24 protein-coding genes are annotated in these 22,873 nt (G+C 70.7%); 12 read left to right on the top strand and 12 right to left on the bottom strand.

What is annotated here, in order from left to right; all coding sequences use genetic code 11:
• Positions 1-38: 38 nt before the first annotated feature.
• From H5J33_RS02890 to panB, 3 genes are all read right to left on the bottom strand, one after another.
• Entirely contained in the window at positions 39-419 is a 381-nt protein-coding gene (locus tag H5J33_RS02890) for a hypothetical protein (RefSeq protein ID WP_181793204.1), read from the bottom strand.
• A gap of 37 nt (positions 420-456) precedes the next feature.
• Positions 457-1,992: a zinc ribbon domain-containing protein gene (locus H5J33_RS02895; protein WP_181793205.1), complete on the bottom strand. Its 1,536-nt coding sequence runs from the start codon at positions 1,990-1,992 to the stop codon at positions 457-459.
• A 232-nt stretch (positions 1,993-2,224) separates the two neighbouring features.
• The gene (gene panB, locus H5J33_RS02900) at positions 2,225-3,091 is read right to left on the bottom strand and encodes a 3-methyl-2-oxobutanoate hydroxymethyltransferase (protein WP_181793206.1); all 867 of its coding nucleotides are present in this window, start codon (positions 3,089-3,091) and stop codon (positions 2,225-2,227) included.
• A 212-nt stretch (positions 3,092-3,303) separates the two neighbouring features.
• On the opposite strand from panB, the gene H5J33_RS02905 reads away from it, so the two are divergent.
• The 4 genes from H5J33_RS02905 (at position 3,304) to H5J33_RS02920 (ending at position 8,321) form a co-directional block, all read left to right on the top strand.
• Positions 3,304-4,890, top strand: coding sequence for an MFS transporter (locus H5J33_RS02905; protein ID WP_220211891.1), 1,587 nt, complete (start codon positions 3,304-3,306; stop codon positions 4,888-4,890).
• Between the two features lie 255 nt (positions 4,891-5,145).
• Entirely contained in the window at positions 5,146-5,775 is a 630-nt protein-coding gene (locus tag H5J33_RS02910; RefSeq protein WP_181793207.1) for a TetR/AcrR family transcriptional regulator, read from the top strand.
• 185 nt (positions 5,776-5,960) lie between these two features.
• Complete coding sequence (locus H5J33_RS02915; protein WP_181793208.1) at positions 5,961-7,010, top strand: endonuclease/exonuclease/phosphatase family protein; 1,050 nt, start codon at positions 5,961-5,963, stop codon at positions 7,008-7,010.
• 93 nt (positions 7,011-7,103) lie between these two features.
• Positions 7,104-8,321, top strand: a complete 1,218-nt coding sequence (locus H5J33_RS02920) for an MFS transporter (RefSeq protein WP_181793209.1) — start codon at positions 7,104-7,106, stop codon at positions 8,319-8,321.
• Here the strand turns inward: H5J33_RS02920 and H5J33_RS02925 are convergent.
• The 3 genes from H5J33_RS02925 to H5J33_RS02935 form a co-directional block, all read right to left on the bottom strand.
• Positions 8,308-8,613 (bottom strand): hypothetical protein, encoded by a 306-nt coding sequence (locus H5J33_RS02925; RefSeq protein WP_181793210.1) that lies wholly within the window; start codon positions 8,611-8,613, stop codon positions 8,308-8,310. The genes H5J33_RS02920 and H5J33_RS02925 overlap by 14 nt on opposite strands.
• A 487-nt stretch (positions 8,614-9,100) precedes the next feature.
• Positions 9,101-9,463: an ATP-binding protein gene (locus tag H5J33_RS02930; protein WP_309485301.1), complete on the bottom strand. Its 363-nt coding sequence runs from the start codon at positions 9,461-9,463 to the stop codon at positions 9,101-9,103.
• Complete coding sequence (locus H5J33_RS02935; protein ID WP_181793211.1) at positions 9,460-9,675, bottom strand: hypothetical protein; 216 nt, start codon at positions 9,673-9,675, stop codon at positions 9,460-9,462. The genes H5J33_RS02930 and H5J33_RS02935 overlap by 4 nt, the downstream gene beginning before the upstream one ends.
• A gap of 121 nt (positions 9,676-9,796) precedes the next feature.
• Between H5J33_RS02935 and H5J33_RS02940 the strand changes: the two genes are divergently transcribed.
• The 3 genes from H5J33_RS02940 to H5J33_RS02950 all read left to right on the top strand — a co-directional run bounded on the left by H5J33_RS02940 (position 9,797) and on the right by H5J33_RS02950 (position 11,181).
• The gene (locus tag H5J33_RS02940; protein WP_181793212.1) at positions 9,797-10,657 is read left to right on the top strand and encodes a helix-turn-helix transcriptional regulator; all 861 of its coding nucleotides are present in this window, start codon (positions 9,797-9,799) and stop codon (positions 10,655-10,657) included.
• Complete coding sequence (locus tag H5J33_RS02945; protein ID WP_181793213.1) at positions 10,629-10,832, top strand: DUF397 domain-containing protein; 204 nt, start codon at positions 10,629-10,631, stop codon at positions 10,830-10,832. Before H5J33_RS02940 ends, H5J33_RS02945 begins: the two co-directional genes overlap by 29 nt.
• Before the next feature lie 76 nt (positions 10,833-10,908).
• Positions 10,909-11,181, top strand: coding sequence for a hypothetical protein (locus H5J33_RS02950; RefSeq protein ID WP_181793214.1), 273 nt, complete (start codon positions 10,909-10,911; stop codon positions 11,179-11,181).
• A 40-nt stretch (positions 11,182-11,221) separates the two neighbouring features.
• On the opposite strand, the gene H5J33_RS02955 is transcribed toward H5J33_RS02950, so the two are convergent.
• From H5J33_RS02955 to H5J33_RS02970, 4 genes are all read right to left on the bottom strand, one after another.
• Positions 11,222-11,404: a hypothetical protein gene (locus H5J33_RS02955; RefSeq protein ID WP_181793215.1), complete on the bottom strand. Its 183-nt coding sequence runs from the start codon at positions 11,402-11,404 to the stop codon at positions 11,222-11,224.
• A gap of 231 nt (positions 11,405-11,635) precedes the next feature.
• Positions 11,636-13,579, bottom strand: coding sequence for a protease pro-enzyme activation domain-containing protein (locus H5J33_RS02960; RefSeq protein WP_181793216.1), 1,944 nt, complete (start codon positions 13,577-13,579; stop codon positions 11,636-11,638).
• Between the two features lie 196 nt (positions 13,580-13,775).
• Positions 13,776-14,408 (bottom strand): DUF305 domain-containing protein, encoded by a 633-nt coding sequence (locus H5J33_RS02965; RefSeq protein WP_181793217.1) that lies wholly within the window; start codon positions 14,406-14,408, stop codon positions 13,776-13,778.
• Entirely contained in the window at positions 14,405-15,082 is a 678-nt protein-coding gene (locus H5J33_RS02970) for a DUF3105 domain-containing protein (RefSeq protein ID WP_181793218.1), read from the bottom strand. Before H5J33_RS02970 ends, H5J33_RS02965 begins: the two co-directional genes overlap by 4 nt.
• A 140-nt stretch (positions 15,083-15,222) precedes the next feature.
• On the opposite strand from H5J33_RS02970, the gene H5J33_RS02975 reads away from it, so the two are divergent.
• Positions 15,223-15,669 carry an Rrf2 family transcriptional regulator gene (locus H5J33_RS02975; protein WP_181793219.1) on the top strand — a complete coding sequence of 149 codons (447 nt, stop codon included), beginning with the start codon at positions 15,223-15,225 and terminating at the stop codon, positions 15,667-15,669.
• Positions 15,670-15,676: 7 nt separating this feature from the next.
• On the opposite strand, the gene H5J33_RS02980 is transcribed toward H5J33_RS02975, so the two are convergent.
• Together H5J33_RS02980 and H5J33_RS02985 are read right to left on the bottom strand one after the other, a co-directional pair.
• On the bottom strand, positions 15,677-16,861 hold the full coding sequence (locus H5J33_RS02980) for a globin domain-containing protein (RefSeq protein WP_181793220.1): 1,185 nt from the start codon (positions 16,859-16,861) through the stop codon (positions 15,677-15,679).
• Positions 16,862-16,967: 106 nt separating this feature from the next.
• A complete protein-coding gene (locus H5J33_RS02985) occupies positions 16,968-17,414 on the bottom strand; it encodes a MarR family winged helix-turn-helix transcriptional regulator (protein ID WP_181793221.1) in 447 nt (148 codons plus the stop codon).
• A 144-nt stretch (positions 17,415-17,558) separates the two neighbouring features.
• Here H5J33_RS02985 and H5J33_RS02990 point away from each other — a divergent pair, with 144 nt between their 5' ends.
• The 4 genes from H5J33_RS02990 to H5J33_RS03005 all read left to right on the top strand — a co-directional run.
• The gene (locus H5J33_RS02990; RefSeq protein WP_181793222.1) at positions 17,559-17,879 is read left to right on the top strand and encodes a multidrug efflux SMR transporter; all 321 of its coding nucleotides are present in this window, start codon (positions 17,559-17,561) and stop codon (positions 17,877-17,879) included.
• Positions 17,880-17,960: 81 nt separating this feature from the next.
• On the top strand, positions 17,961-18,380 hold the full coding sequence (locus H5J33_RS02995; protein ID WP_181793223.1) for a multidrug efflux SMR transporter: 420 nt from the start codon (positions 17,961-17,963) through the stop codon (positions 18,378-18,380).
• Positions 18,381-18,705: 325 nt separating this feature from the next.
• A complete protein-coding gene (gene glnA, locus H5J33_RS03000) occupies positions 18,706-20,067 on the top strand; it encodes a type I glutamate--ammonia ligase (RefSeq protein ID WP_030791417.1) in 1,362 nt (453 codons plus the stop codon).
• A 151-nt stretch (positions 20,068-20,218) separates the two neighbouring features.
• Positions 20,219-22,873: P-loop NTPase fold protein (locus H5J33_RS03005; RefSeq protein ID WP_181793224.1), on the top strand; the 2,655-nt coding region annotated here is incomplete at its 3' end.

The raw sequence follows: 22,873 nt of genomic DNA on the forward strand, positions 1-22,873 counted from the left end.
GCAGTGAACACAGAAGTGCATGGCCCCCCGCTCTCCGTCTACAGGCCGCGGACGGCTTCCTCGATGGTCACCGCGAGCGAGGCCAGCGCGGTGAACCCGGGCACGGCCTCCACCAGCGCCTTCGCGACCCGGCGCAGCTTGCCCGTACGGGGCTCGGGCGCGGCCAGCTCCTCGCGCGCGTCCTCGGCGAACTCCGCGAGGTCCTCCCGCTCCGGGTGGTCCGAGCGGCGCAGCTCCTCGACGAACCGGGCCAGCAGGTCGCTGATCTCCTGCGGGGTCGGCGGGCGGCCCCCGGCCCGCTCCGGCTCCTCCTCCATGACCCGGAAGTCGACGCGGGCGTTGCTGCCGCTCGCCACCACCGTGTTCCTCACCTGGGCGTTCCCCGTCGCGATGACGCCGTCGTTGCTGCGTTGGTGCATGCCGGTCCCCGTTCGTCCGTTGCGTGTGCGGTGGCTGTCAGTCGGTGTTGGGCCGCGGGATCCTCTTGAGGATGGCCGAGATGCGGGACTTGTCGCCCGAGGCGACCGCGCTCGACTCCACCTTGGCGCCCGCGGTGGCGATGATGCCGTTGTTGATGATGGTTTCCTGACGCCTGATCAGGTCACCCGCGTCGATGTCGTGTTCCACGGCGAACTCCACCAGGGCGTCCAGGATCCGCCGTTCGACGGTCTTGAGGACCATGCCGGAGTCGACCTTCTGGAAGTAGCGTTGGTGGTCCGTGGCGGAGGCGAGCTGCCGTACGCTCTTGCGCGCCCCGTAGTCGAACACCCCGAGCCGGGTGATCTGCCGGTGCTGCTTCTTCAGCCGCTTGCGCATCCCGAAGTCCGGGAAGAAGCCGGTGACCGCGCGGGCCGGCGAGGCGATCATCACGAACGGGGTGCTGACGAGGTTCTGCAGCGCCATCGAGAGGAACTCGCGCGGGGTGGGAGCCGGCATCAGGGAGTCGATGGTCCGGTAGCGGTCCAGCAGCGGGCACAGCACGGTGGGCAGGGCCTCCACGAACAGGTTGGAGTCCGAGCGCACCAGCCGCAGGAACACCGAGGTCACCAGCTCCCCGCCCCAGCCCGAGGAGTGGGTGACCAGATAGGCGCGGGCGGTCTCCTCCGGGCTCCGCTTCAGCGCGTCCAGCCGGTCGGCGCCGATCCGCGCCACCGGGCGGCCGAGCGGGTCCGGCAGGAAGCGGGTGTCGCCCAGCAGCGCCGAGCCCTCCACGAACACCCGCTCCTCCAGCTCCAGGCAGGGCAGCGCCAGCTCGCCGACCCGCCGGGCGATGTGGGCGTACAGGTCCGCGACGTCGAAGTCCCGCGGCCGTACGCCCTCCCGTCCGGAGGCGGTCACGTCGAAGGTCAGCGACCAGGAGTCCAGTTCCTGGCCGTATCCGGTGAACGGCGAGAAACCGCTGTAGACGGTGAGGTTGCCGCGCGCGTACTCGTCGATCTGGCGCAGCCGGCGGGCGGCGGACTCGTTGGGCGGCGGCGGTGCCTGCGCCGGGTCGAACCGGTCGGGCCGCAGCCGCTGGAGGCGCTCGCCGTACTGGGTGGACAGGGCGAAGACCAGCGTGGTCAGCCAGCCGGCCAGCAGCATGAGGAACACGGCGAGGCCACTGTGGATCACCAGCAGCCCGAGCAGCAGCACCAGCGACTCGACGGCCAGCAGCAGGTCCCTGGCGTGCCGGCGCGCGTTGGCCTCGTAGGCGTAGCGCAGGACCACGGGTACGTCGCACCCCGGGGCCGGGGCCACGCCGAGGTGCGGTTCGGCGGCGACGTCCCTGATCAGGGAGTCGGCGTACTGCCGGTCCAGGAAGACGGCCGCGCACATGTACCGGGTCAGGTCCCGGCCGCCGGTCCAGCGGGGTACGGCGAGGCGGGGCGCCGGGTGGTCCGTGTCCGGGTGCCCGGCGTCGGTCAGCGTGGCCCCGCACGCGCCGCAGAAGGCCGCCCCGGGCACGGTGGCGGTGGAACAGTCGGCGCAGACGGCCGGTGGCTGGCTCATTGTCTCTCCCCCGAGTGTGAGACGGCCCACACTGTCAAGTGCACCACTGAGCCGGGAAGGGGGGAGCCCTCGCGCCGAATTCGACGCCACTCCGTTACAACTTCCGCACCTGACGGGGAAGTTGAGGCCAAGGCTTTGCGTGCCGGAGCCGCCGGGAGCCTTCCGGCCGGAAAAGGGGACAGCCCGCCGACGGGGGGAAGATCGACGGGCCGTCCGGTGGTGCCGCGGTGGACTAGTGGACGGAGTGCTCCTCCGCCGGGAAGGCGCCGCCGACCACGTCCTCGGCGAACGCCTTGGCCGCGCCGGTCATCACCTCGCGCAGGTCCGCGTACTTCTTCACGAACTTCGGCACCCGGCCGGAGGTCAGGCCGAGCATGTCGGTCCACACCAGCACCTGCGCGTCCGTCTCCGCACCGGCGCCGATGCCGACCGTCGGGATGTGCAGCACCCGTGTGACCTCGGCCGCCAGCTCGGCCGGCACCAGCTCCAGCACCACCGCGAACGCGCCCGCGTCCTGCACGGACTTCGCGTCGCGCAGCAGTTGCTGGGCCGCCTCCTCGCCACGGCCCTGTACGCGGTAGCCCATCGCGTTCACGGACTGCGGGGTCAGCCCGATGTGCGCCATGACCGGGATGCCGGACTCCACCAGCAGCCGGATCTGCTCGTGCGAGCGCTCGCCGCCCTCCAGCTTGACCGCGCCGACCCCGGCCTCCTTCACCAGCCGGGTCGCCGAGCGCAGCGCCTGCACCGGGCCCTCCTGGTACGAGCCGAAGGGGAGGTCGCCGACGATGAGGGCGCGCTGCGTGCCGCGCACCACGGCGGCCGACAGCATGGTCATCTCGTCGAGGGTGACGGGCACGGTGGTCTCGTACCCGAGGTGGCAGTTGCCCGCCGAGTCGCCGACCAGGATCACCGGGATCCCGGCCTCGTCGAACACGGACGCGGTCATCGCGTCGTAGGCGGTGAGCATGGGCCACTTCTCGCCCCGCTCCTTGGCGAGGGCGATGTCGCGGACGGTGATGCGGCGGGTGCCCTTCCCCCCGTACAGCGCCTTGCTGCCGTCGGAGGGCTTCGTCTGGGCAGCCGAAAGCTGCGTCATTGCAACGGCTCCTTACGTCATCTCGAGGCGCCCTGACGGCGTCCCCGGATCCCCTCCATGGTGGCACCTCGTGCCGGCCGGGGCCAGAGGGGGCCCGGTCGTCCCGCGCGCCACGGCCCGCGCCGCTTCGAACCGCGTTCCCGCGTAAGGCCTTGGTAAAGAAAATAGAATACGAGACCGTTCCGTATCGTAAAGATCGTAGGCTCGGACGCATGACAAGTCCCGTCCCCGCCTCCCGAATACCGGAGGCCGTGCACCGGCGCCGCTGGGCCATCCTCGGCGTGCTGATGCTCGCCCTGCTGATCGTCGTCCTCGACAACTCGATCCTGAACGTCGCCATCAAGACCATCGCGACCCCGGCGCCGACCGGTCTCGGCGCCACCCAGAGCGAGATCGAGTGGGCGATCAACTCCTACACCCTCGTCTTCGCCGGTCTGCTGTTCACCGCCGGACTCATCGGCGACCGGCTCGGCCGCAAGAAGGTGCTGCTCGGCGGCACCCTGGTGTTCGGCATCGGCTCCGCGCTCGCCGCCGAGTCCGGCTCGCCGAACCAGCTGATCGCCTACCGCGCGGTGATGGCCCTGGGCGCCGCCTTCGTGATGCCCGCCACCCTGGCCGTCCTGATGAACGTCTTCGAGCGGCACGAGCAGCCCAAGGCCATCGGCATCTGGGCCGGCGGCGTCGGCCTCGCCATCGCCATCGGCCCGATCACCGGCGGCGCGCTGCTCGGCCACTTCTGGTGGGGCTCGGTCTTCCTGATCAACGTGCCCATCGTGGTCGTCGCGCTGATCCTGATGGCCTGGCTGGTGCCCGACTCCCGCGACCCGAAGCCGGGCCGCCTCGACCCCATCGGCGTCGTCCTGTCCGTCGTCGGCCTCGTCCTGCTGGTCTACGGCATCATCAAGGGCGGCGAGCTGGCCGACTTCACCGACCCCAAGGTGCTCGCGACCACCATCGGCGGCGTCGTCGTCCTGGCCGTCTTCGTCATCTTCGAGAAGCGCAGCGACCATCCCTCGCTGGATGTCACCTACTTCAGGAACAAGGTCTTCTCGGCCGCCATGAGCGCCATCGCGCTGGTCTTCTTCGCGCTGATGGGCGTCACGTTCTTCGGCGTCTTCTACACCCAGAGCGTGCGCGGCTACTCGGCGCTGGAGTCCGGCCTGCTGATGCTGCCGCTCGCCGTCGCCCAGCTGATCTTCGCGCCGCGCGCCCGGCTGCTGGTCGACCGCTTCGGCAACCGGGCCACCACCACCGGCGGCCTGCTGCTGATCGCCGCGACGCTGGCCGCGTTCGCCGGCTTCGAGGCGGACACCCCGATCTGGCTGCTGGAGGTCGTCTTCTTCCTGATGGGCACCGGCATGGCGCACATCATGACCCCGACCTCGGTCGTCATCATGCAGGCGCTGCCCCGGGAGAAGGCCGGCTCCGCCTCCGCGCTGAGCAACACCTTCCGCCAGGTCGGCGGCGCCCTCGGCATCGCCGTCCTCGGCTCGGTCCTCGCCACCTCCTACCGCAACGGCATCGAGGGCAAGCTCGGCGCGCTGCCGCCGAACCTGCGCGACACCGCCGCGGAGTCCATCGAGGCCACCCTGGGCATCGCCGAGAAGCTCGGCCCGCGGGGCGAGGCCCTGGTCACCCCGGCCAACGACGCGTTCCTGCACGCCATGCACGTCACCGCGCTGTGCGGCACGGGCGTGGCGCTGGTCGGCGCCGTGGTGACGGCCCTGTTCCTGCCGGGCCGGACGCCCGCCGCGCCGCAGGGCGAGAAGGAACAGGAGATGGTCGCCGCGATGGAGTGAGGTCCGGGCGCGGCGGCAGGGGCGCGCGGGACACCACGGAGTCCGGGCGCGCTCCCACGGGACGCCCAGGACACCGGGGTCCGGGCGCGCTGCCACGGGAACGCGCGGGACACCGGGTCCTGGCGCCGGCGGGACACGACGGGGGAACCGGACCGGGTACGGCACCACGGCGGACGCCGGGGCCGGGCGCGGTTCGACCGGGGGAGGAGGCCGCTGCGGGACAATCACCGCAGCACACCGAGAGGACGGAACGACGTGAGCCTTGCCGGCAGCCGGCCGCGACCGGACGCACCAGTGCGGGGCCGCCCGCGCAGCGAAGCCGCGGAGCGCGCCATCCTGGAAGGGGTGATGAAGCTCCTGGAGGAGGGCGTGCCCCTCGCGGAGCTGTCCATCGAGCGGATCGCCCGCACCGCCGGGGTCGGCAAGGCCACCATCTACCGCCGCTGGAGCGGCAAGGAGGAACTGTTCGTCGAGGTGGTCCGCGCGGCCGAGCCACCCGAGCCGGAACTCCCCGGCACCTCCATGCGCGACGATCTCCTCGCCCTGCTGGAGAACCTGCGCCAGCGCGGACTGGCCAGCCGCTCCTCGCTCCTGCTGCACAACGTGCACGTCCAGATGAAGACCAACCCGAGGATCTGGGCCGCGTACCACGAGAACGTGATAGAGCCCCGGCGCCGGCTCGTCCTGGACGTGCTGCGCCGCGGGCAGCGCAACGGCGAACTGCGCGCGGACGTCGACGTGGACCTGGCGAACGACCTGTTCGTCGGGCCGATCCTGGTCCGCTCCGTCATGCGCCCCGAGGCCGATCTGGGCGAGGACCTCGCGGAACAGGTCGTCGACTCGGTCCTGGCCGGCCTACGACCCGTCAGCTCCACAGCCTCGTAGCACTCGTGTGCGCGTTTCGTCACAGACTCCGCCCGTCCGGGGCCCGACCGGAACTCCCGCCACCGCATCGCACGTCCTCGTCTTCCGTACGGCCGTCATGGGACGGCGGAACGGAGCCGATCATCCCCTAGGGTCGGGACTACGGGGGATGAACGGTGTGCACGGCAGGCAGTGAGGCAGACGGTATGGCGCAGCAGGCGTACATGACGGAGACGGCGGACGGCGGCTCGGGGCCCGAGCGACCGGGGTCCCGGCTCCGACGCCTGGCACACCGGCTGTTCACCGGCTGGCGGGGCGACCCGCGCGTCTGGCGCCGCGGCGCCGTGCTCACCGCGCTGGCCCTGCTGCTCGCCCTGGTGATGCTGGTGCACTCCCGCATCCCCAACACGGTGGGCAACCTCGGCAGCCTCACCGAGACCTTCCTGCCCTGGCTGGGCCTGGCCATCCCGGTGCTGCTGGTGCTCGGCGTGGTGCGCAAGTCGGCGATCGCGCTCATCGCCGTACTGCTGCCGGCGATCGTGTGGCTGAACCTCTTCGGCGGGCTGCTGACCGACAAGACGGGCGGCGGCGGCGATCTCATGGTGGCCACCCACAACGTCAACGCCGACAACCCCGACCCGGCCGCCACCGCCACCGGCGTGGCCGCGTCCGGCGCCGACGTACTGGCCCTGGAGGAGCTGCCCGCCTCCGCCGTCCCCGTCTACGAGAAGGCGCTGGAGCCGACGTACAAGCACCACGCGGTGGTCGGCACGGTCGGGCTGTGGAGCAAGTACCCGATGACCGACGTGCGCGCCGTCGACATCAAGCTCGGCTGGAAGCGGGCGATGCGCGCCACCCTGGCGACCCCCGAGGGCCCGGTCGCGGTCTACGTCGCCCACCTGCCGTCCGTCCGGGTGAAGATCGAGGCCGGGTTCACCGCGCGGCAGCGGGACAAGAGCGCCGACGCGCTCGGCGAGGCCATCGCCGACGAGCCCCTGCGCCGGGTGGTGCTGCTGGGCGACCTGAACGGCACCATGAACGACCGCTCGCTGAACGCCGTCACCTCCCAGCTGCGCTCCACGCAGGGCGCGGCGGGCAGCGGCTTCGGCTTCAGCTGGCCGGCGTCGTTCCCGATGGCCCGCATCGACCAGATCATGGTCCGGGGCGCGGAGCCGGAGAGCAGCTGGACGCTGCCGCGCACCGACAGCGACCACTTGCCGGTGGCGGCCCGTGTGAAGCTGGACACAGGCTCGTAACCCGCTGGAATACCGACCCTGAGAGCGTTTGTTCGGCACGGGAACATACTGCGAGACTTTCCGTCCCCCCACTTCCGCTCTGAAAGGTCCCTCATGCCCCTGGCCCTGCTCGCCCTAGCCGTGGGCGCCTTCGGCATCGGTACGACCGAGTTCGTGATGATGGGCCTGCTGCCCGACGTCGCGGACGACCTGCACATCTCGATCCCCAGCGCCGGGCACCTGGTCTCGGCGTACGCGCTGGGCGTGGTCATCGGCGCCCCGCTGCTGGCCGCGCTCACCGCCCGCATGTCCCGCCGTACGGTGCTGATCGCGCTGATGGCCCTGTTCGTGGCGGGCAACGCGCTGTCGGCGTTCGCCCCCGGCAACGCCTCCCTGCTGGCCGCCCGCTTCCTCAGCGGCCTGCCGCACGGCGCCTTCTTCGGCGTGGGCGCGGTGGTCGCCACGGCGATGGTCCCGCCGGAGCGCAAGGCCCGCTCGGTGTCCCTGATGTTCCTCGGCCTGACCGTCGCCAACATCGCGGGCGTCCCCGCCGCGACGCTCATGGGCCAGCACCTGGGCTGGCGTGCGACGTTCCTCGCGGTGAGCGCGATCGGTGTGGCGGCGATAGCGTCGCTGGCGCTGCTGATCCCCCGCGACCACGCGCCCGCTCCCACGGCGGGCCTGCGCGGCGAACTGGCGGCCCTGCGTTCCCTTCCCGTCTGGCTGGCCCTCGGTACGACCGTGGCGGGCTTCGGCGCGCTGTTCGCGGCGTACAGCTATGTCACCCCCATGCTGACGGACGCGGCGGGCTACGCGGAGACCAGCGTGACCCTGCTGCTGGCCCTGTTCGGCGTGGGCGCGACGGCGGGCAACCTGCTGGGCGGCCGCCTGGCGGACCACTCCCTGCGCGCCACCCTGTTCGGCGGCCTGTCGTCCCTGATGCTGGTCCTCCTCCTGTTCCCCCTGCTGATGCGGGCGGAGTGGAGCGCGGCGCTGGCGGTCGCCCTGCTGGGCATGGCGGCGTTCGTCACGGGCTCCCCGCTCCAGCTGATGGTGATGGAGAAGGCGTCGGCGGCCCCCTCCCTCGCCTCCTCGGCCAACCAGGCGGCGTTCAACCTGGCCAACGCGGGTGGTGCGTGGCTGGGCGGCGTGGCCCTCTCGGCGGGCTTCGGTACGACGTCTCCCGCGCTGGCCGGTGCGGTGCTGGCGGTGCTGGGGCTGGGTGTGGCCGGTGTGGCGTACGGGGTGGACCGCCGGCGGGCCGTGGGGCACACGGGCCGGGTGGTGGCCGCGCACGTGCCGTCGGCCGTGGAGACTCCTAGTCACCGATGAACCACAGACACCCGCCGGGTGTCGCGGCGCAGGCCTCCAGCATCTCGGCGAGGTCGCGCAGGGCGGCCTCCTGGAAGGGGCTGGTGCACTCGCGTAGCAGCGCGGTGACCTCGGGGAGGGCGGCCTGGGCGTCGCTCTCGGTGAACCGGGTGTCGCGGTAGGGGTCGATCTGCGAGAGCCGGCCCTGTCCCGGCGGGACGAGTGTGTCCAGTGCGAGGGCGAGGGTTTCTCCGTGCTCGTACGACCGCCGTACGACGGTGTTCTGCCGCCGCAGCTCTATCTCGATGCCCATGTGTTCCAAAGTAACCGTGGGCTGGTGGGGCTTGGTCTGTGCGCCCCTGGGGACGAAGTGGCCGTCGGCCGCTCGCTTCTTGGTCAGTGTCGGGCTTCCGCGAGGTGGGTCAAGGGCGCGTTCCGCGTCGCCTTCGGCGATGGGCCTGCGGCCCACCCTTGACCCACCTCGCTCCAGCCCGGGGCAGAAGCGAGCGAGCGGCCCGGAGGAACAGTGGCCCAGTCCGGTACCGGGCCCATGGGTGAGCTGTGCCGTCCTGTCGGGAGGGGTGCGCGCTCGCGCCTCGCCAGCACGCCGGGCAGGCTTAGCGGCCTGCGGCCCGGTGGGGGAGGAGGGGGTGGCGGCCAGGGCTTGTGGGGTTCGTTCGTGAACAACCATTCCAAAACGACCCACCCGGGGCCCCGCCTCGTTGGGGCCCATTGGGGGGCGACCCAGGATGCGAGCGTAGTCGACGGTAGGGCCCGACCTGGCTCAGCCGGCCACTTCTTCAGTTCCTCAGCTCACACCACACCGTCTTGCAGTCGGGCCCCTGCATCACGCCCCAGCACTCGGCCAACGCATCCACGAGCGCCAGACCCCGCCCCGACTCCTCCGACTCCGTGGCGGAGAGGAGCACGGGCAACGCGCGCGGATCAGGATCGGTCACCTCGATACGGGTACGGCCGTGCCGAGCCGCCGTACCGATGACCCGTACGGTCACCGGCGTACCGTCACCCAAGTGATCGATGACGTTGGTCAGCAACTCGGTCGCACACAGACGGACGTCGTACCCGTGCTCCCGCAACCGGTGACGCAGATCCGGCGCGGCCTTCGGCGTCGCCAGCAGCTGGAACTCCAGGGACGTGATCACTGGTCCGCCGCCTTCCGCAGCACGGTGGCCAGGGCCCGCGCCGTGGTCGTGTTGCAGTTCCCGAGCGAGACGAGACCGGGGCTGTGCGAATCGGCGAAGCTCGGCAGGTCGACATCGAGGGACGGAAGCGTGATGCCGTGCAGGGCGAGGGCTGCGCGTAGTTCCTCTACGCACAGGGTGACGACGCAGGGCGCGGGGGAGTGGTCGGACATGTGGGGGCTGCAACCTTCTCTTCTGTGCGGTGTGTGACGAACGCCTCACAGAATGTCGCCGACCTCGCTACCGTGAAAGGGGTTTCGCGTTCGCGATCACGGCAGCGGAGGAGGATGAGCCATGGCTCGCGGCAAGGACATCGACGGTTCGATCAGCGTCCCCACCTTCTACGGCAAGGAGTTGCGGTGGAAGAGGGAGGCGGCGGGCCTGTCGCTGGAGGCGTTCCTCGAGGGCAGCTTCTACGGCAAGACCTACCTCAGCGACATCGAACGCGGGGAGCGACGCATGCCCCTCGACTTGGCCCGCCACGCGGATCGAGTCCTGGGAACGGACGGCTTCTTCGAACGCCGCTGCGAGGACGTGCGCAAGGCGAGGAAGAGTAGTCACGCGGAGTACTTCGCAGACGTACTTGAGTTGGAGAAGCACGGGCAGGAGTTCGAGGAGTGGGATCCGATGCTGATCCCGGGACCGCTTCAGCTGGAGCCGTACATCAGGGCCGTGGTCTTGTCTGCATTCCCCGCAGAGTCCGAGGAGAGGTTGGCGGCCAAGGTGGCTGATCGCCGTGGTCGTGCGTGGCTCTACGAGGACAAGGACTCGCCCGAGAGCTGGATCGTCCTACATGAGACAGTCCTGCTGCAGCCGATCCTTCCACCAAACGAAATGGCGGAACAGCTGGCCCACATCGTGGATGTGCTGCGCTACCGCCGAGCGTTTGCGCAACTTGTACCGCGGAAAATGGGTGCCCATCCCTTCATGATGGGCATGGCGAGGTTCATGACCTTTGCTGATGCGCCGCCAGTCATGTACACCGAGGGGATGTACAGCGGTCAGTTGATCGATGATCCAGCACTCGTGAAGCAGTACTCGAAGGCATACGGTCGTCTCAGGGCCGCTGCGCTGGATCCGGAAGCGTCCCTGAAGCACATTGAGCAAGTAGCTGAGGACTACCGAAATGGCAAGCAACCACATGCACTTGAGTGAAGCTCTTTGGTTCAAGAGCAGCTACAGCAACGGTGACGGCGGCCACTGCGTAGAGGTCGCCGACAACATCCCCGGCCTCGTCCCCGTCCGGGACTCCAAGCGCCCCGACGGCCCCACCCTCATCCTCCCCGCCACCGCCTGGACCCCCTTCATCACCGCGCTCAAGTCGCGGTAGCGAGCGACACGGCGGCCCACGTGTCGCACACCGTCGTTTCCACGTCGCGGTCGGTGGTGTCCTGCCGTGATTTACCGTGACGCTGGCGGAAGCGGCCCAGCGCTGTGGACAGGAGCTGTTCGAACTGGCCCGGCGCCCCGGGTTCCCGGAGCCGGAAGCCTCCTCTGGCGGAACGGAGTTCTACTCCTGGCGCGAGATCGCCGCATGGCTGGCCCGCGCCGGCCACGGCGTACCCGAAGAACCCCGTGACCTACTCATCGCCGACCGTGCCCTGCGGCTCGCCGACGCGCTGGAAGGTGCCGATGTACCGCCGGGCACCCTGCGCTCCCTCGGGCTGGTGAATGAGTGAGGCTGTCCGGCTGAACGGCCGCCGCCTGAGCGGGGCAGAGCTACAGCGGCTCCCCGCAGCTTCGGCAGGTGGACTCGCCATCCTCATAGATCATGCCGCAGCAGTACCTGGCGTCGCCGCCGGTCTCGTCGTCGCCCCACTCGCAGCCGAGCTCCTGGTGGATGGACAGGCCCTGCGGGTAACCGAAGTCGATGTCACAGCTGGGGCAGACGTACGAGGTCACGAACCGAACCTTCCAAGAGGCGATCGAACCGTAGCAGCGCGGCTGCACGGGGTCGCGAGGCCTGACAGTCACCCGGGGACGCCTTCGCCGAAGTAGTCGGGCAGCCCCAGCGGTCGCTCACGCGGCCCACCATATTCTCGGCGGAAGCGGGTTGTCGGTCTTTCGTTCAGAGCGCCGGCGACGCGAAGGGGGCGTGAGGCAGTGCCCCACGCCCCCAGCCGGTCTACACGCTTACCGCTTGCGGAACGACTGCACGTACCCGTTCGCCGGGGAGCCGACGCCCGTCACGTCGTCGTAGCCCTTGACCGCCGACAGAGAGCTGTCGTGGCCGAGGGTGCGGGCCGAGTACAGCAGGCCGCCCGTCGCGTCGAGGCCGTTGGCGAAGTCGACGCGGGCCACCGCGAGGCCGGAGCCCGTGGGGTTGTCGGTGACGTCGTGGTAGACGCCCCGCTTGCCGTACTTGGCGTAGATCGCGGGGTTGGCGAAGCCGAGAGGTGCGCCGCCGCGTGCCTCCTGGGCGAGGGCCTGGACCGCCGCGATGACCGGCGCCGCCAGCGACGTGCCGCCGATGCGGTACTCGCTGTACTGCTCCGTGCCGTCCGGGAAGGTCTGCGTCTGGCCGACCAGGAACCCGGTGTTGGGGTCGGCGATGGCCGCGATGTCGGGGACCACCCGGTTGCCGGCGGTGCTGTTCGCCTTGGCCAGGGAGTCGGGCACCACGCCCTTCTGGTAGTACGGCTGCGGCACCGTCTTGCTCGTGCCACCGCCCGCACCGGAGGTGAACGTGCCGGGGAAGTTCGCCCAGGTCTTGCCGTCGGCCGACAGGGAGGACTTCTCGGTGCCCCAGCCGGTCTCCCACAGGTACGAGTCGCCCTTGCCGACCGCCAGCGACGTACCGCCGACCGCCGTCACCCACGCCGAGTTCGCGGGGGTGTCGACCTGCTTGGTGCCGGTGTTGGCGACCTCGTCGCCGTTGTCGCCGGAGGAGAAGTAGAAGCCGATGCCCTGCACGGCGCCCAGCTGGAAGACCTGGTCGTACGCGGCGGCGAGGTCCGGCGTCTGGCTGGCCTCGATGTCGCCCCAGGAGTTGGAGACGATGTCGGCCAGGTGGTTGTCGACGACCTTGCCCAGGGAGTCCAGCAGGTCGTCGTCGTAGCAGGAGGCCGCGCCGACGTAGGTGATGTCCGCGTTCGGCGCCACCGCGTGCGCCGCCTCGACGTCGAGGGTCTCCTCGCCGTACCAGCCGGCCGCGCCGCACTCCTCGGTCTTGGTGTAGTTCTTCGGCAGCACCTGGTGCAGCCGGCCGGTCTTCCAGGCCGCGTCGCCGTTCTTCGCCGCGTACTGCGCGGCGTCGTAGGCGATCGTCGGTGAGGCGTACGCGTCCGTGATCGCGATGCGCACCCCGCGGCCGGTGTACGTGCCCGCGCCGTACGCGGCGCGCAGCTGCTTGCCGGTGTAACCCTTGACCGCGTACGGGATCGTCCGGCCGTAGGCGTCCGGGAGCGTCGTCGCGAGGTTCGAGCCGTAGTACGAGGAGAACGGGCCCGAGTTCTTGAACACCGCGTCGGGGGGCGGGAGCTGGTCGGCGTGGCGCGCCTTGTGGGGGGCGTTGTCCAGGCCGGTGACGGTGAGGACGGCGCCCTTGAGGGAGGCGGGCGCGGAGGCCGTCGCGGCCGGGGCGCGGTAGGTCTTCGCGCCCTTGGCGAAGTCGTGCAGCTGGGTGCCGAAGGCCTTCTCGGCGGCGGCCACGTCACCGGAGACGGCGACGTAGCGCGGGGTGACCTCGGTGACGGTCAGACCGGCCGACGTCAGCCAGGACTTCACGGCGGCCACCTGGGCCTTGGTGGCGCCGAAGCGGGCCTGGACCTGCTTGGCGTTCAGGTACTTGCCGTAGAGCGGGGAGGCGGGGTCGGACACCGCCCTGGCGTAGGCGGCGAGGCCGGCCGCGTCCCGGCCGGCCAGGTAGACGCGGGCCTTGACCCGGGCGCTGTCCGGGGTCGCGCCCTGGTCCGCCTTGGCCGTGGCCCACAGCGGCTTGGTGCCCTTCAGTACGACGCGTGCGGGGCTGTCGGCGGCGTGTGCCGCGGGTATGCCCAGCGCCAGCGCGCCGGCGATCAGCGGCAGTGTCGCTGCCATGCTCACACCGGCGCGTATGGTGGCGCGGTCGGATCTCATAGAACCCCCTGCGATGCGGTTCGCATGCATGTAGTGGCTGGTGCGTCATGCGATCCGCGCCCGGTCCGCGGCGGTGGAGCCGCGCGGTGGATCACACGATGGGGGTCACTCTCGCGATGAACCGTTCATGCCAGGGGAACGGGAAAGTCAAGAGAAGATCAAAGGGCGTTCATTTCAGACCGCTTCGCCCCTTGTGTCACGAACGCGGTTGCGCGCCCCGCTCCTTGAGCATCCCCGCCATCAGCTCGATCTCCGACTGCTGGGCGTCCACCATGCCCTGCGCGAGCCGCTTCTCCACCCCGACCGTGCACTTGTCCACACAGCCCTCGGCCATGTGGATGCCGCCCTTGTGATGGTCCGTCATCAGCTGGAGGTAGAGGACCTCCGCCTGCTTGCCGTCCAGCGACTGGAGCTTCTTCAGCTCGGTGTTCGTGGCCATCCCCGGCATCAGCGCGCCGTCCTTGCCGGCGGGCATGTCGCCCATGCCCATCCAGGTCATCGGCGGATCGGCCGACACCTTCGGCAGCCCCCACAGATCCAGCCAGCCCAGCAGCATCCCGCGCTGGTTGGCCTGCGTCTGCGCGATGTCGTACGCGAGCCGCCGCACCTCCTCGTTCTTCGTGCGGTCCCGCACGATGTACGACATCTCGACGGCCTGCTGGTGGTGGACGGCCATGTCCCGTGCGAACCCCGCGTCGGCCGACCGCGCGTCCGGCGTCCGCGTCTCCTGACCGCCGCCGTCCTGGGCGACCGCGTAGGTGATCGCGCCGGCCGCGACGAGCACCGCCGCCGCGGTCCCGGCGACCCAGCCGATGGAACGCCCGCTCACTTCGTGACCCCGCCGGTGCACGAGGCGCCCGGCTCGGGCGTCTGGGCACCCTGCACGTACGTCTCGAAGAACTTGTCCACTTCCGGGTCCTTCGCGCTCTTGACCGCCACCTGGTGTCCCCACGCCGACAGCAGCAGCGGGGCGTCCTGGTTCTCGTACGGGCTGATCAGCGAGTACGGCGTGCTCTTCACCTTCGCCGCGAGCGCGTCCACGTCCGCCTTGGGCGCCTTGGCGGTGTACGTCACCCAGACCGCGCCGTGCTCCAGCGAGTGCACGGCGTTCTCCTCCGGCACCGGCGCGGTGTACACGTCACCGTTGCAGTTCAGCCAGATCGGGTTGTGGTTGCCGCCGACCGGCGGGTGCATGGGGTACGACACCTTGGTCGTCACATGGGTGCGGGACAGCTTGCCCGACCAGGTCCGCACCCCGTCCTTGCCGGTGGTGAAGTGGCCGGAGTCGCCGGAGCCCTTGGCGTCACCGCTCGCGGTGGAGTCCTTGCCGTCCGACTGCGAGTTCACGAGCACCACGCCGCCCACGACGAGACCGGCGACGACCACCACGCTGGCGGCGATGACGAGGATCCGGTTGCGGCGTTCCCGGGCACGCTCGGCGCGCCGCATCTCGTCTATGCGCGCCTTGCGCGCGGCGGTGCTGCTGTTCTTGCCGGAGCCCATGAGACGTGTCCTTCTGCTGAGGAGTGGGTGGGGACGGGTGGGGCTCGCTGATCGTAATGCGGAATGGGCCGCCTTCCGTAGGGATCGCACGGCGGTACGGATGATTTGGCGCCAGGATGCGCATTACCTACGCTCGCCGTATGCGGCTGCTGCGCTCCACCGACCTGGCCCTGCGCGTCCTGATGCGACTCGCGGTCGCCGCCGGCGCCACCCCCACGACCCGCCAGGTCGCCGCCGACATGGAGGTGCCGTACACGCACGCCACGAAGGTGGTCGCCGAGCTCCAGCACCTGGGCCTGGTCGACGCCCGCCGGGGCCGGGGCGGCGGGCTGGCGCTGACGGAGAAGGGCCGCACGACATCCGTGGGCGCGGTGGTGCGCACCTTCGAGGGCGAGGGCGACGTGGTGGACTGCGAGGGCACGCCGGGCTGCCCGCTGCGCTCCGGCTGCCTGCTGCGGGGAGCACTGCGAAGGGCCCAGGAGGCGTTCTTCGCCAGCCTGGACCCGGTCACCGTCTCCGACCTCGTCACCGACCCGACCGGCCCCCTGCTGCTTGAAATCTCGCGGGGGCCGAAGGAACGGGACTGAGGCGCTGTCAGCCCTGCGCCAGCCACAGGTCGGGGCCGAACACCTCGTAGTGGATGTCGGCCGGGGCCACGCCCTTGCCGATCAGCTGGGCGCGGACGGCGCGCATGAACGGCAGCGGACCGCACAGGTACGCGCGCGTGCCGGGCCGTACGGCGATGTCCGCCAGGTCGACCAGGCCGGTGCGGGTGCCCGGCTCGGCGTCCCGCTCGTAGAAGAAGTGCACGTCGGTGTCGGACAGCTTGCCGGCGTAGGCGGTGTGGTCGGCGAGCAGGGCGTGGTCGGCGGGGGAGCGGTCGCCGTGGACCACGGTGACCGGGCCGCGGTGGCCGCGGGCGGCGAGGTCGGCCAGCATCGCGATCATCGGGGTCACGCCGATGCCCGCCGAGGCGAGCAGCACCGGGGTGTCGTCACCGGCGTCCAGGACGAGGTCGCCGTAGGGCTCGGACAGCTCCAGGACGTCACCGGGCCGCACGTGCGCGTGCAGGTGGGTGGAGACCTCGCCGTCGGGCGTGGCGTCCCCGTGCACCCGCTTGACGCTGAACTGGCGCACCGACTCGGCCGGTGCCCCGGTCAGGCTGTACTGCCGTATCTGCCGGGCGCCGTCGGGCAGGGTGACGCCGACGGAGACGTACTGACCGGCCCGGAAGGCCCTGACCGGGCCGCCGTCCGCCGGGCGCAGCCGGAAGGTGACGACGTCGGCGGTCTCCTCGACCCGCTCGACCACCTCCCAGCGGCGCGGGCCCGGGCCGCCGCTCTCCTCGTAGAGCCGCTTCTCGATCGCGATGAGCGCGTTGGCCATCAGCCAGTAGACCTCGTCCCAGGCGGCGGCCACCTCGGGGGTGACGGCCTCGCCGAGGATCTCGACGATCGCGGCGAACAGGTGCTCGTGGACGACCTGGTACTGCTCCGGCGCCACGCCCAGGGAGGCGTGCTTGTGGGCGATGCGGGCGAGCATCGCGTCCGGCCGCCGGTCGGGGTGGTCCAGCAGGTACGTGGCGAACGCGGCGATGGAGCCGGCGAGGGCCTGCCGCTGGGTGCCGGCGGCCTGGTTACCGCGGTTGAACAGGTCCCGCAGCAGTTCGGGGTGGGCGGCGAAGAGACGGTCGTAGAACCGCTCGGTGATCTCGCCGATGGCCGCGCCGACGGCGGGCAGGGTGGCACGGACGGTGGCTGCGGACTGTTCGGTCAGCATCACGACTCCTCAGGAGATGTAGGGTCTCCGCCACGCTATGAAAAGTTGCATCTGAGATGCAAATTAACCGGGCGTGGAATCCCTCACCCCCGTGCTCACCCCCGTGTCAGCGGGCGCCGCGCAGCGCCTGGACCGTGCCGGCCAGCTCGGGAGTGGCGCCGACGGTGTTCAGTGCCGCGCTCAGGACCTCGGAGTAGGTGCCGCGGGCGTCGGCGTAGCGCTCCCTGCCCTCGTCGGTGATGACGGCGTAGACACCGCGCTTGTCCCCCGGGCACAGGTCGCGAAAGGCGAAACCGGCCGCGAAGAGCCTGCCGACCAGCCGGGTCACCGAGCTCTGCCCGAGCCCGACCTTGTCGGCGAGTTCCTGCATGCGCAGCTCGCCGTCCTTCGCCTGGGCCAGGCATTCCAGGGCGCGGTACTCGGAGAGCCCGATGCCGTGCCTGCGTTGCAGGGCCTGGGCGAGCCGGCGCTCGACGTGTGCGTGCAGGGCGAGGACCTTCCCCCACATGGCCTGGTCGGACGCGGCGGCCGGCGTATGGGAGGTCGTGGTCATGGGTGCGGCTCCTTCTCAGCGGCGCGTTGACAACAAGATACATGTTCATGCAAGCTTCGTGCCCTGCTCCCGGATCCCCTGTCGCCGGGGATTCATGGCTCCGTGAACTTGCACGTACAAGCAAATACGACACAAGGACTCCCCATGCAGTGGCTCTACCTCGCTGTCGCGGACATCTTCGAGATCGCCGTCGCCATAGCGGCCGGCAAGGCCGAGGGCTTCAAGAACCGCAAGTGGACCGCCGTGACCCTGGTCAGCGGTGCCCTCGGGACCTTCTTCCTCAGCAAGGCGCTGCTGACCTTCGACGTCGGCGTCGGCTACGCCCTCTGGACCTCCGTCGCCGGTGTCGGCATCACCCTGCTCGGCGCGCTGCTCTTCGGTCAGCGCCTGGACTGGCGCAAGGGCCTCGGCGTCCTCGCCGTCATCGTCGGTGTCGTCGGCCTCCAGCTCAGCGGCGCCGCCTGAGGGGCCCGCCCGCCTCCACCCGCCTTCGGATCCACCCACCTTCACGAGGATCCGCCCACCTTCACGAGAGGACCCACCCGCATGTCCGACCCCGGCCGCTCCCCGGCCAACTCCTGGCTCACGCTCCTGCTCGCCGGAGTCTTCGAGATCGGCTACGCGCTCTCCGTCGGCGGCAGTCACGGCTTCACCCGGCTGTCCTGGTCACTGGTCGCCGTCGTGTTCTTCCTGCTCACCCTGTGGGCGCTGAGCGTCGCGCTGCGCACCATCGACGTCGGCGTCGGCTACGCGGTCTGGGCGGGGATCGGGGCGGCCGGCGCGGCGCTGCTCGGTCCCGTCCTCTTCGACGAGACCCTCACCGCGGTCCAGGCCGTGTGGCTCGGCGTGATCATCGCCGGGGTGGTCTGGCTCAAGCTCGCCGACAGGCCGGGCAAGCCCCGGGAAGCCGGACGTCCGGCGACGCCCGCGACCGGAAGCCGTGATCTGCGCGATGCCCCTCGCTGAGCCGGCCCGCTTGTACGGGTGACCGAGGCCGCCTCCCGGCGCCGCGCGGACGTTCCGCGGACCCCGCGGCCGGCGGGGGAGCGGCCGTCGGGCACCGCGCCGTGCGGTCCGGGCCGACCGCCCATTACGGATGCCGGTGCGGGCAGGCAAGATGGGCGGGAGAACGGTACACGTGCCGTACAGCAGGCCTTCGGCGCGAGGACGCTCGGGCGATCGGACTCCGCAACGCGCGTGAAATGCTGTTGTGGTGGGATGCTCAGGTGCCCGACCGCCTCCCGCAGTACGGGGACAGGCGGCCTGACCAGCAAGGATGGGGAAGCGGAAGATGGACAAGCAGCAGGAGTTCGTGCTCCGGACCTTGGAGGAGCGCGACATCCGGTTCGTACGCCTGTGGTTCACGGACGTGCTGGGCTTCCTCAAGTCCGTCGCCGTGGCCCCCGCCGAACTGGAACAGGCCTTCGACGAGGGCATCGGCTTCGACGGCTCCGCCATCGAGGGCTTCGCCCGGGTCTACGAGTCCGACATGATCGCCAAGCCGGACCCGGCCACCTTCCAGGTCCTGCCGTGGCGCGCGGAGACCCCCGGCACCGCCCGCATGTTCTGCGACATCCTCATGCCGGACGGCTCCCCGTCCTTCGCCGACCCGCGCTACGTCCTCAAGCGGGCCCTCGCCCGCACCTCCGACCTGGGCTTCACCTTCTACACCCACCCCGAGATCGAGTTCTTCCTGCTGAAGGACCGCCCGCTGGACGGCTCCCGCCCCACCCCGGCGGACAACTCGGGCTACTTCGACCACACCCCGACCAACGTCGGCATGGACTTCCGCCGCCAGGCGATCACCATGCTGGAGTCGATGGGCATCTCGGTGGAGTTCTCCCACCACGAGGGCGCGCCCGGCCAGCAGGAGATCGACCTGCGCTACGCGGACGCGCTGTCCACGGCCGACAACATCATGACCTTCCGCCTGGTGATGAAGCAGGTGGCGCTGGAGCAGGGGGTCCACGCCACGTTCATGCCGAAGCCGTTCTCCGAGCACCCCGGCTCCGGCATGCACACCCACCTCTCGCTCTTCGAGGGCGACCGCAACGCGTTCTACGAGTCCGGCGCGGAGTACCAGCTCTCCAAGGTCGGCCGCTCCTTCATCGCGGGCCTGCTCCGGCACGCCGCCGAGATCTCCGCGGTCACCAACCAGTGGGTGAACTCGTACAAGCGCATCTGGGGCGGCTCCGAGCGCACGGCGGGCGCCGGCGGCGAGGCCCCCTCGTACATCTGCTGGGGCCACAACAACCGCAGCGCCCTGGTCCGCGTCCCGATGTACAAGCCCGGCAAGACCGGCTCGGCGCGCGTGGAGGTCCGCTCCCTGGACTCCGGCGCGAACCCCTACCTGGCCTACGCCGTCCTCCTCGCCGCCGGCCTGAAGGGCATCGAGGAGGGCTACGAGCTCCCGCCGGGCGCCGAGGACGACGTCTGGGCCCTGTCCAACGCCGAGCGCCGCGCGATGGGCATCGAGCCCCTCCCGCAGAACCTCGGCGAGGCCCTGACCCTCATGGAGGGCAGCGACCTGGTCGCCGAGACCCTCGGCGAGCACGTCTTCGACTTCTTCCTGCGCAACAAGCGCCAGGAGTGGGAGGAGTACCGCAGCGAGGTCACGGCGTTCGAGCTGCGGAAGAACCTGCCGGTGCTGTAGGCGCGGCTTCCCTTTCCGCGGAAGGGCCGGCGGTCACAGGGCCGCCGGCCCTTCTTCCGTGCCGGTCGTAGGCGCGCGTCCGTGCGCGTACGAAGGCTGTCTCCGGCGGGCGGGCCTCACTATGATCCAGGCCCGGCGCGGAGGGGGCTCTATGGAGGACCAGTACCGCTCGCTCTACGAGCGGCTGCTCGGTGTGGTCTGGGCGGACCGCAAAGAAGCGGAGATCTACGGCGAGGCCGTGGAACTCTGTCTCGACGAGCCGGACATCGTCAGGCGCCTGGGCGCCCGCCCGGGTGCCACCGCCGAGGCCGTCCGGTCCGCCCTGGCCGCCGAGGCCAATGTCATCCGCGCCCTGGAGCCGGCCCGGGCGACACTGGAGATCTTCCGCACCCGGCTGTCCGGGTCCCGGCGGACCGAAGCCGACCAGGCGAGCCGCCTGCGGGCGATGACCTGGAACTGGCGGACCGGCAGCCCCCTGGCGCTCTGCTTCGTCACGCTGCTGCTGTGGTTACAGGACAAACCGGAAGCCGTGGTCTACGTGGGCGCGGCCCTGACCGTGGCCGCGGCCCTGGCCGCACTGTCGCGCGCCGAGGGCCGGCGCACCCTGGGCCTTGCGCTGGTGTACCTGTGTCTGTCCCCGGTGGGGGCGTTCCGTTCCCTGCGGGCCGGCCGGGCGGGGAACATCTGGGCGGAGGACCTCCGGGGCAACGGAGTCGAACCGCTGATGAAACGGGTGCTGGACGCCCTGCTCGGGGACGACCCGGACGAACTGCTGTTCCCGGACAGCTATGAGGGGTTCCGGACCAGCGCGGGCCACGCCTACTTCGTGCCCAGCGTGGGAGCCGAACAACTCACCCGCAAAATGGGACACATGGACGGCGGAACCATCGCCATCTGCGGCCCCAGGGGTTCCGGGAAGACCACGCTGCTCGAACACTGCGTCGCCGAGAACGACTTCTCGGTGATCACCTCGGCACCGGCGACCTTCACCCCGCAGGACTTCCTCGTCTCCCTGTTCTCCGCCCTGTGCGAGCGCTACATCAAAAGCGAGGGGTACCAGGTCCCCGACTTCACGCGGATCACCACCACGGGGCGAGCCCTGCGGCGCGTGCTGCCCTGGCTGAGGCGCGCCACCGGATGGATGGCCTACGCCGTTCCGGCGGTCCTCCTGATCGGCCTCGGCACCTTCGCCGCGATGCGCTCCCTGGAACAACGGCACGGACGGCTCCTCACCCAGCGGACGCGTCACTACCTGGACGAGGTCACGAGCCTGGTGACCGACGTCTGGCGGGGCGAGAACATCGGAGCGGGGCTGGCACTCGCCCTGCTGGGCGTGATGGTCTGGCGGGCCAGGAGGAACCGGGTCGTGCTGCGGACGCTCAAGGACCTGTGGGCGTGGGGCACCGCCGCTTGCGGGCTGGTCCTGGTGGCCGTACCGGTCGTCTCCGTCTTCCGCGACCCGGAGCTGGAGCGCGGCTGGGACCGGCTCCTGGCGGACGACTTCGCGTCCGTGTCCCTCATGATCTGCGCGCTGGTGTACCTGTTCTCCGACTCCGGCGCTGACGGGCACGTGTCCGTCGGCCGGTGGGACATCCCCCGCCGGCGGGTTCACGCGGCCTGGCGGCTGCTGAGCGTGGCGGGCGTCGCCTATGTCTACGTCCGGCACGAGGCCCTGCGCGCCCTGGTCACCGACGCCGACAACCCGGTGCGTGTGCTGTCCGTGCTGACCGGAACGGCGCTCATCAAGATCGGCAAGTGGAGTCCCAGGCCGGGCGAGCCCCACCTGGTGAGGCGGTGCCGCAACCAGCTGTACCGGTTGCAGACCGTCCAGAGCAGCACGTCCACCCTCACGCTCGGCCCCGCCCCGGTCGTCTCCCTGGGCAGCTCGCACGCCACCGCCGTCACGACCGTTCCGCCGAACCTCCCCGCGCTCGTCGCGGACTTCCGGGAGCTGCTGGCGGACATCGCGCGGACCAGGTCCCTGCAGGGCAAACGGACCGTCATCGCCATCGACGAACTGGACCGGCTGGGCAGTGACGCGAAGGCGCTCGCCTTCCTCGGTGAGGTGAAGGCCGTCTTCGGCGTCCCCCACGTCCACTACCTGGTGTCGGTGGCCGAGGACGTAGGAGCCGCGTTCGTCCGCAGGGGGCTGCCCTACCGGGACGCCACCGACAGTTCCCTGGACGACGTCGTCCACGTGCAGCCGGGCACCCTCGCCCAGTCCGGGATGATCCTGCAGAAGCGCGCCCCGGGCATATCGCTCCCGTACGTGGTCCTGGTGCACGCCCTGTCCGGAGGCATCCCGAGGGACCTGGTGCGCTACGGCCGCCGCGTCTGGGAGACGAGGAAGAAGGCCCGTACGCTCGAGCTGTCGGACATCGCCCGCACCCTCGTCCTCGACGAGCTGTACGAGACCCTGTCGGGCTTCCGTGTCCTGCTCGGCCGGCAGGAATGGACCGAGGCCGCCAGTCCGGTGCTGGAGTCCTTCCGGAGGCTCATGGCGCGCCTGGACTCGAGGCCCGGCGATATGCGCGCCCTGCGCCGGGAACTCACCGATTTCGCGGAAGGACGGCGCCGGTTCGACTTCTCCGGCGGCTCGCCGGCCCTCGGGGCGGAGACCTCCAGACTGCTGGTGGAGGCGTCCGCCTACGCGTACTTCTCGCTCACCCTGCTGGACATCTTCGGCAAGGAGGGCTTCACCAGGCGCAGCGCGAGGGCGAGCGCGTCCCCCGACGGGGATCCGCAGCTGCTCGCGGAGGCCCGGCAGGAGCTGGCCGTGTCGCCGTACACGGCCAGATCGCTGCTG

The sequence above is a fragment of the Streptomyces sp. WELS2 genome (genome assembly GCF_013870595.1).
GTDB lineage: Bacteria > Actinomycetota > Actinomycetes > Streptomycetales > Streptomycetaceae > Streptomyces.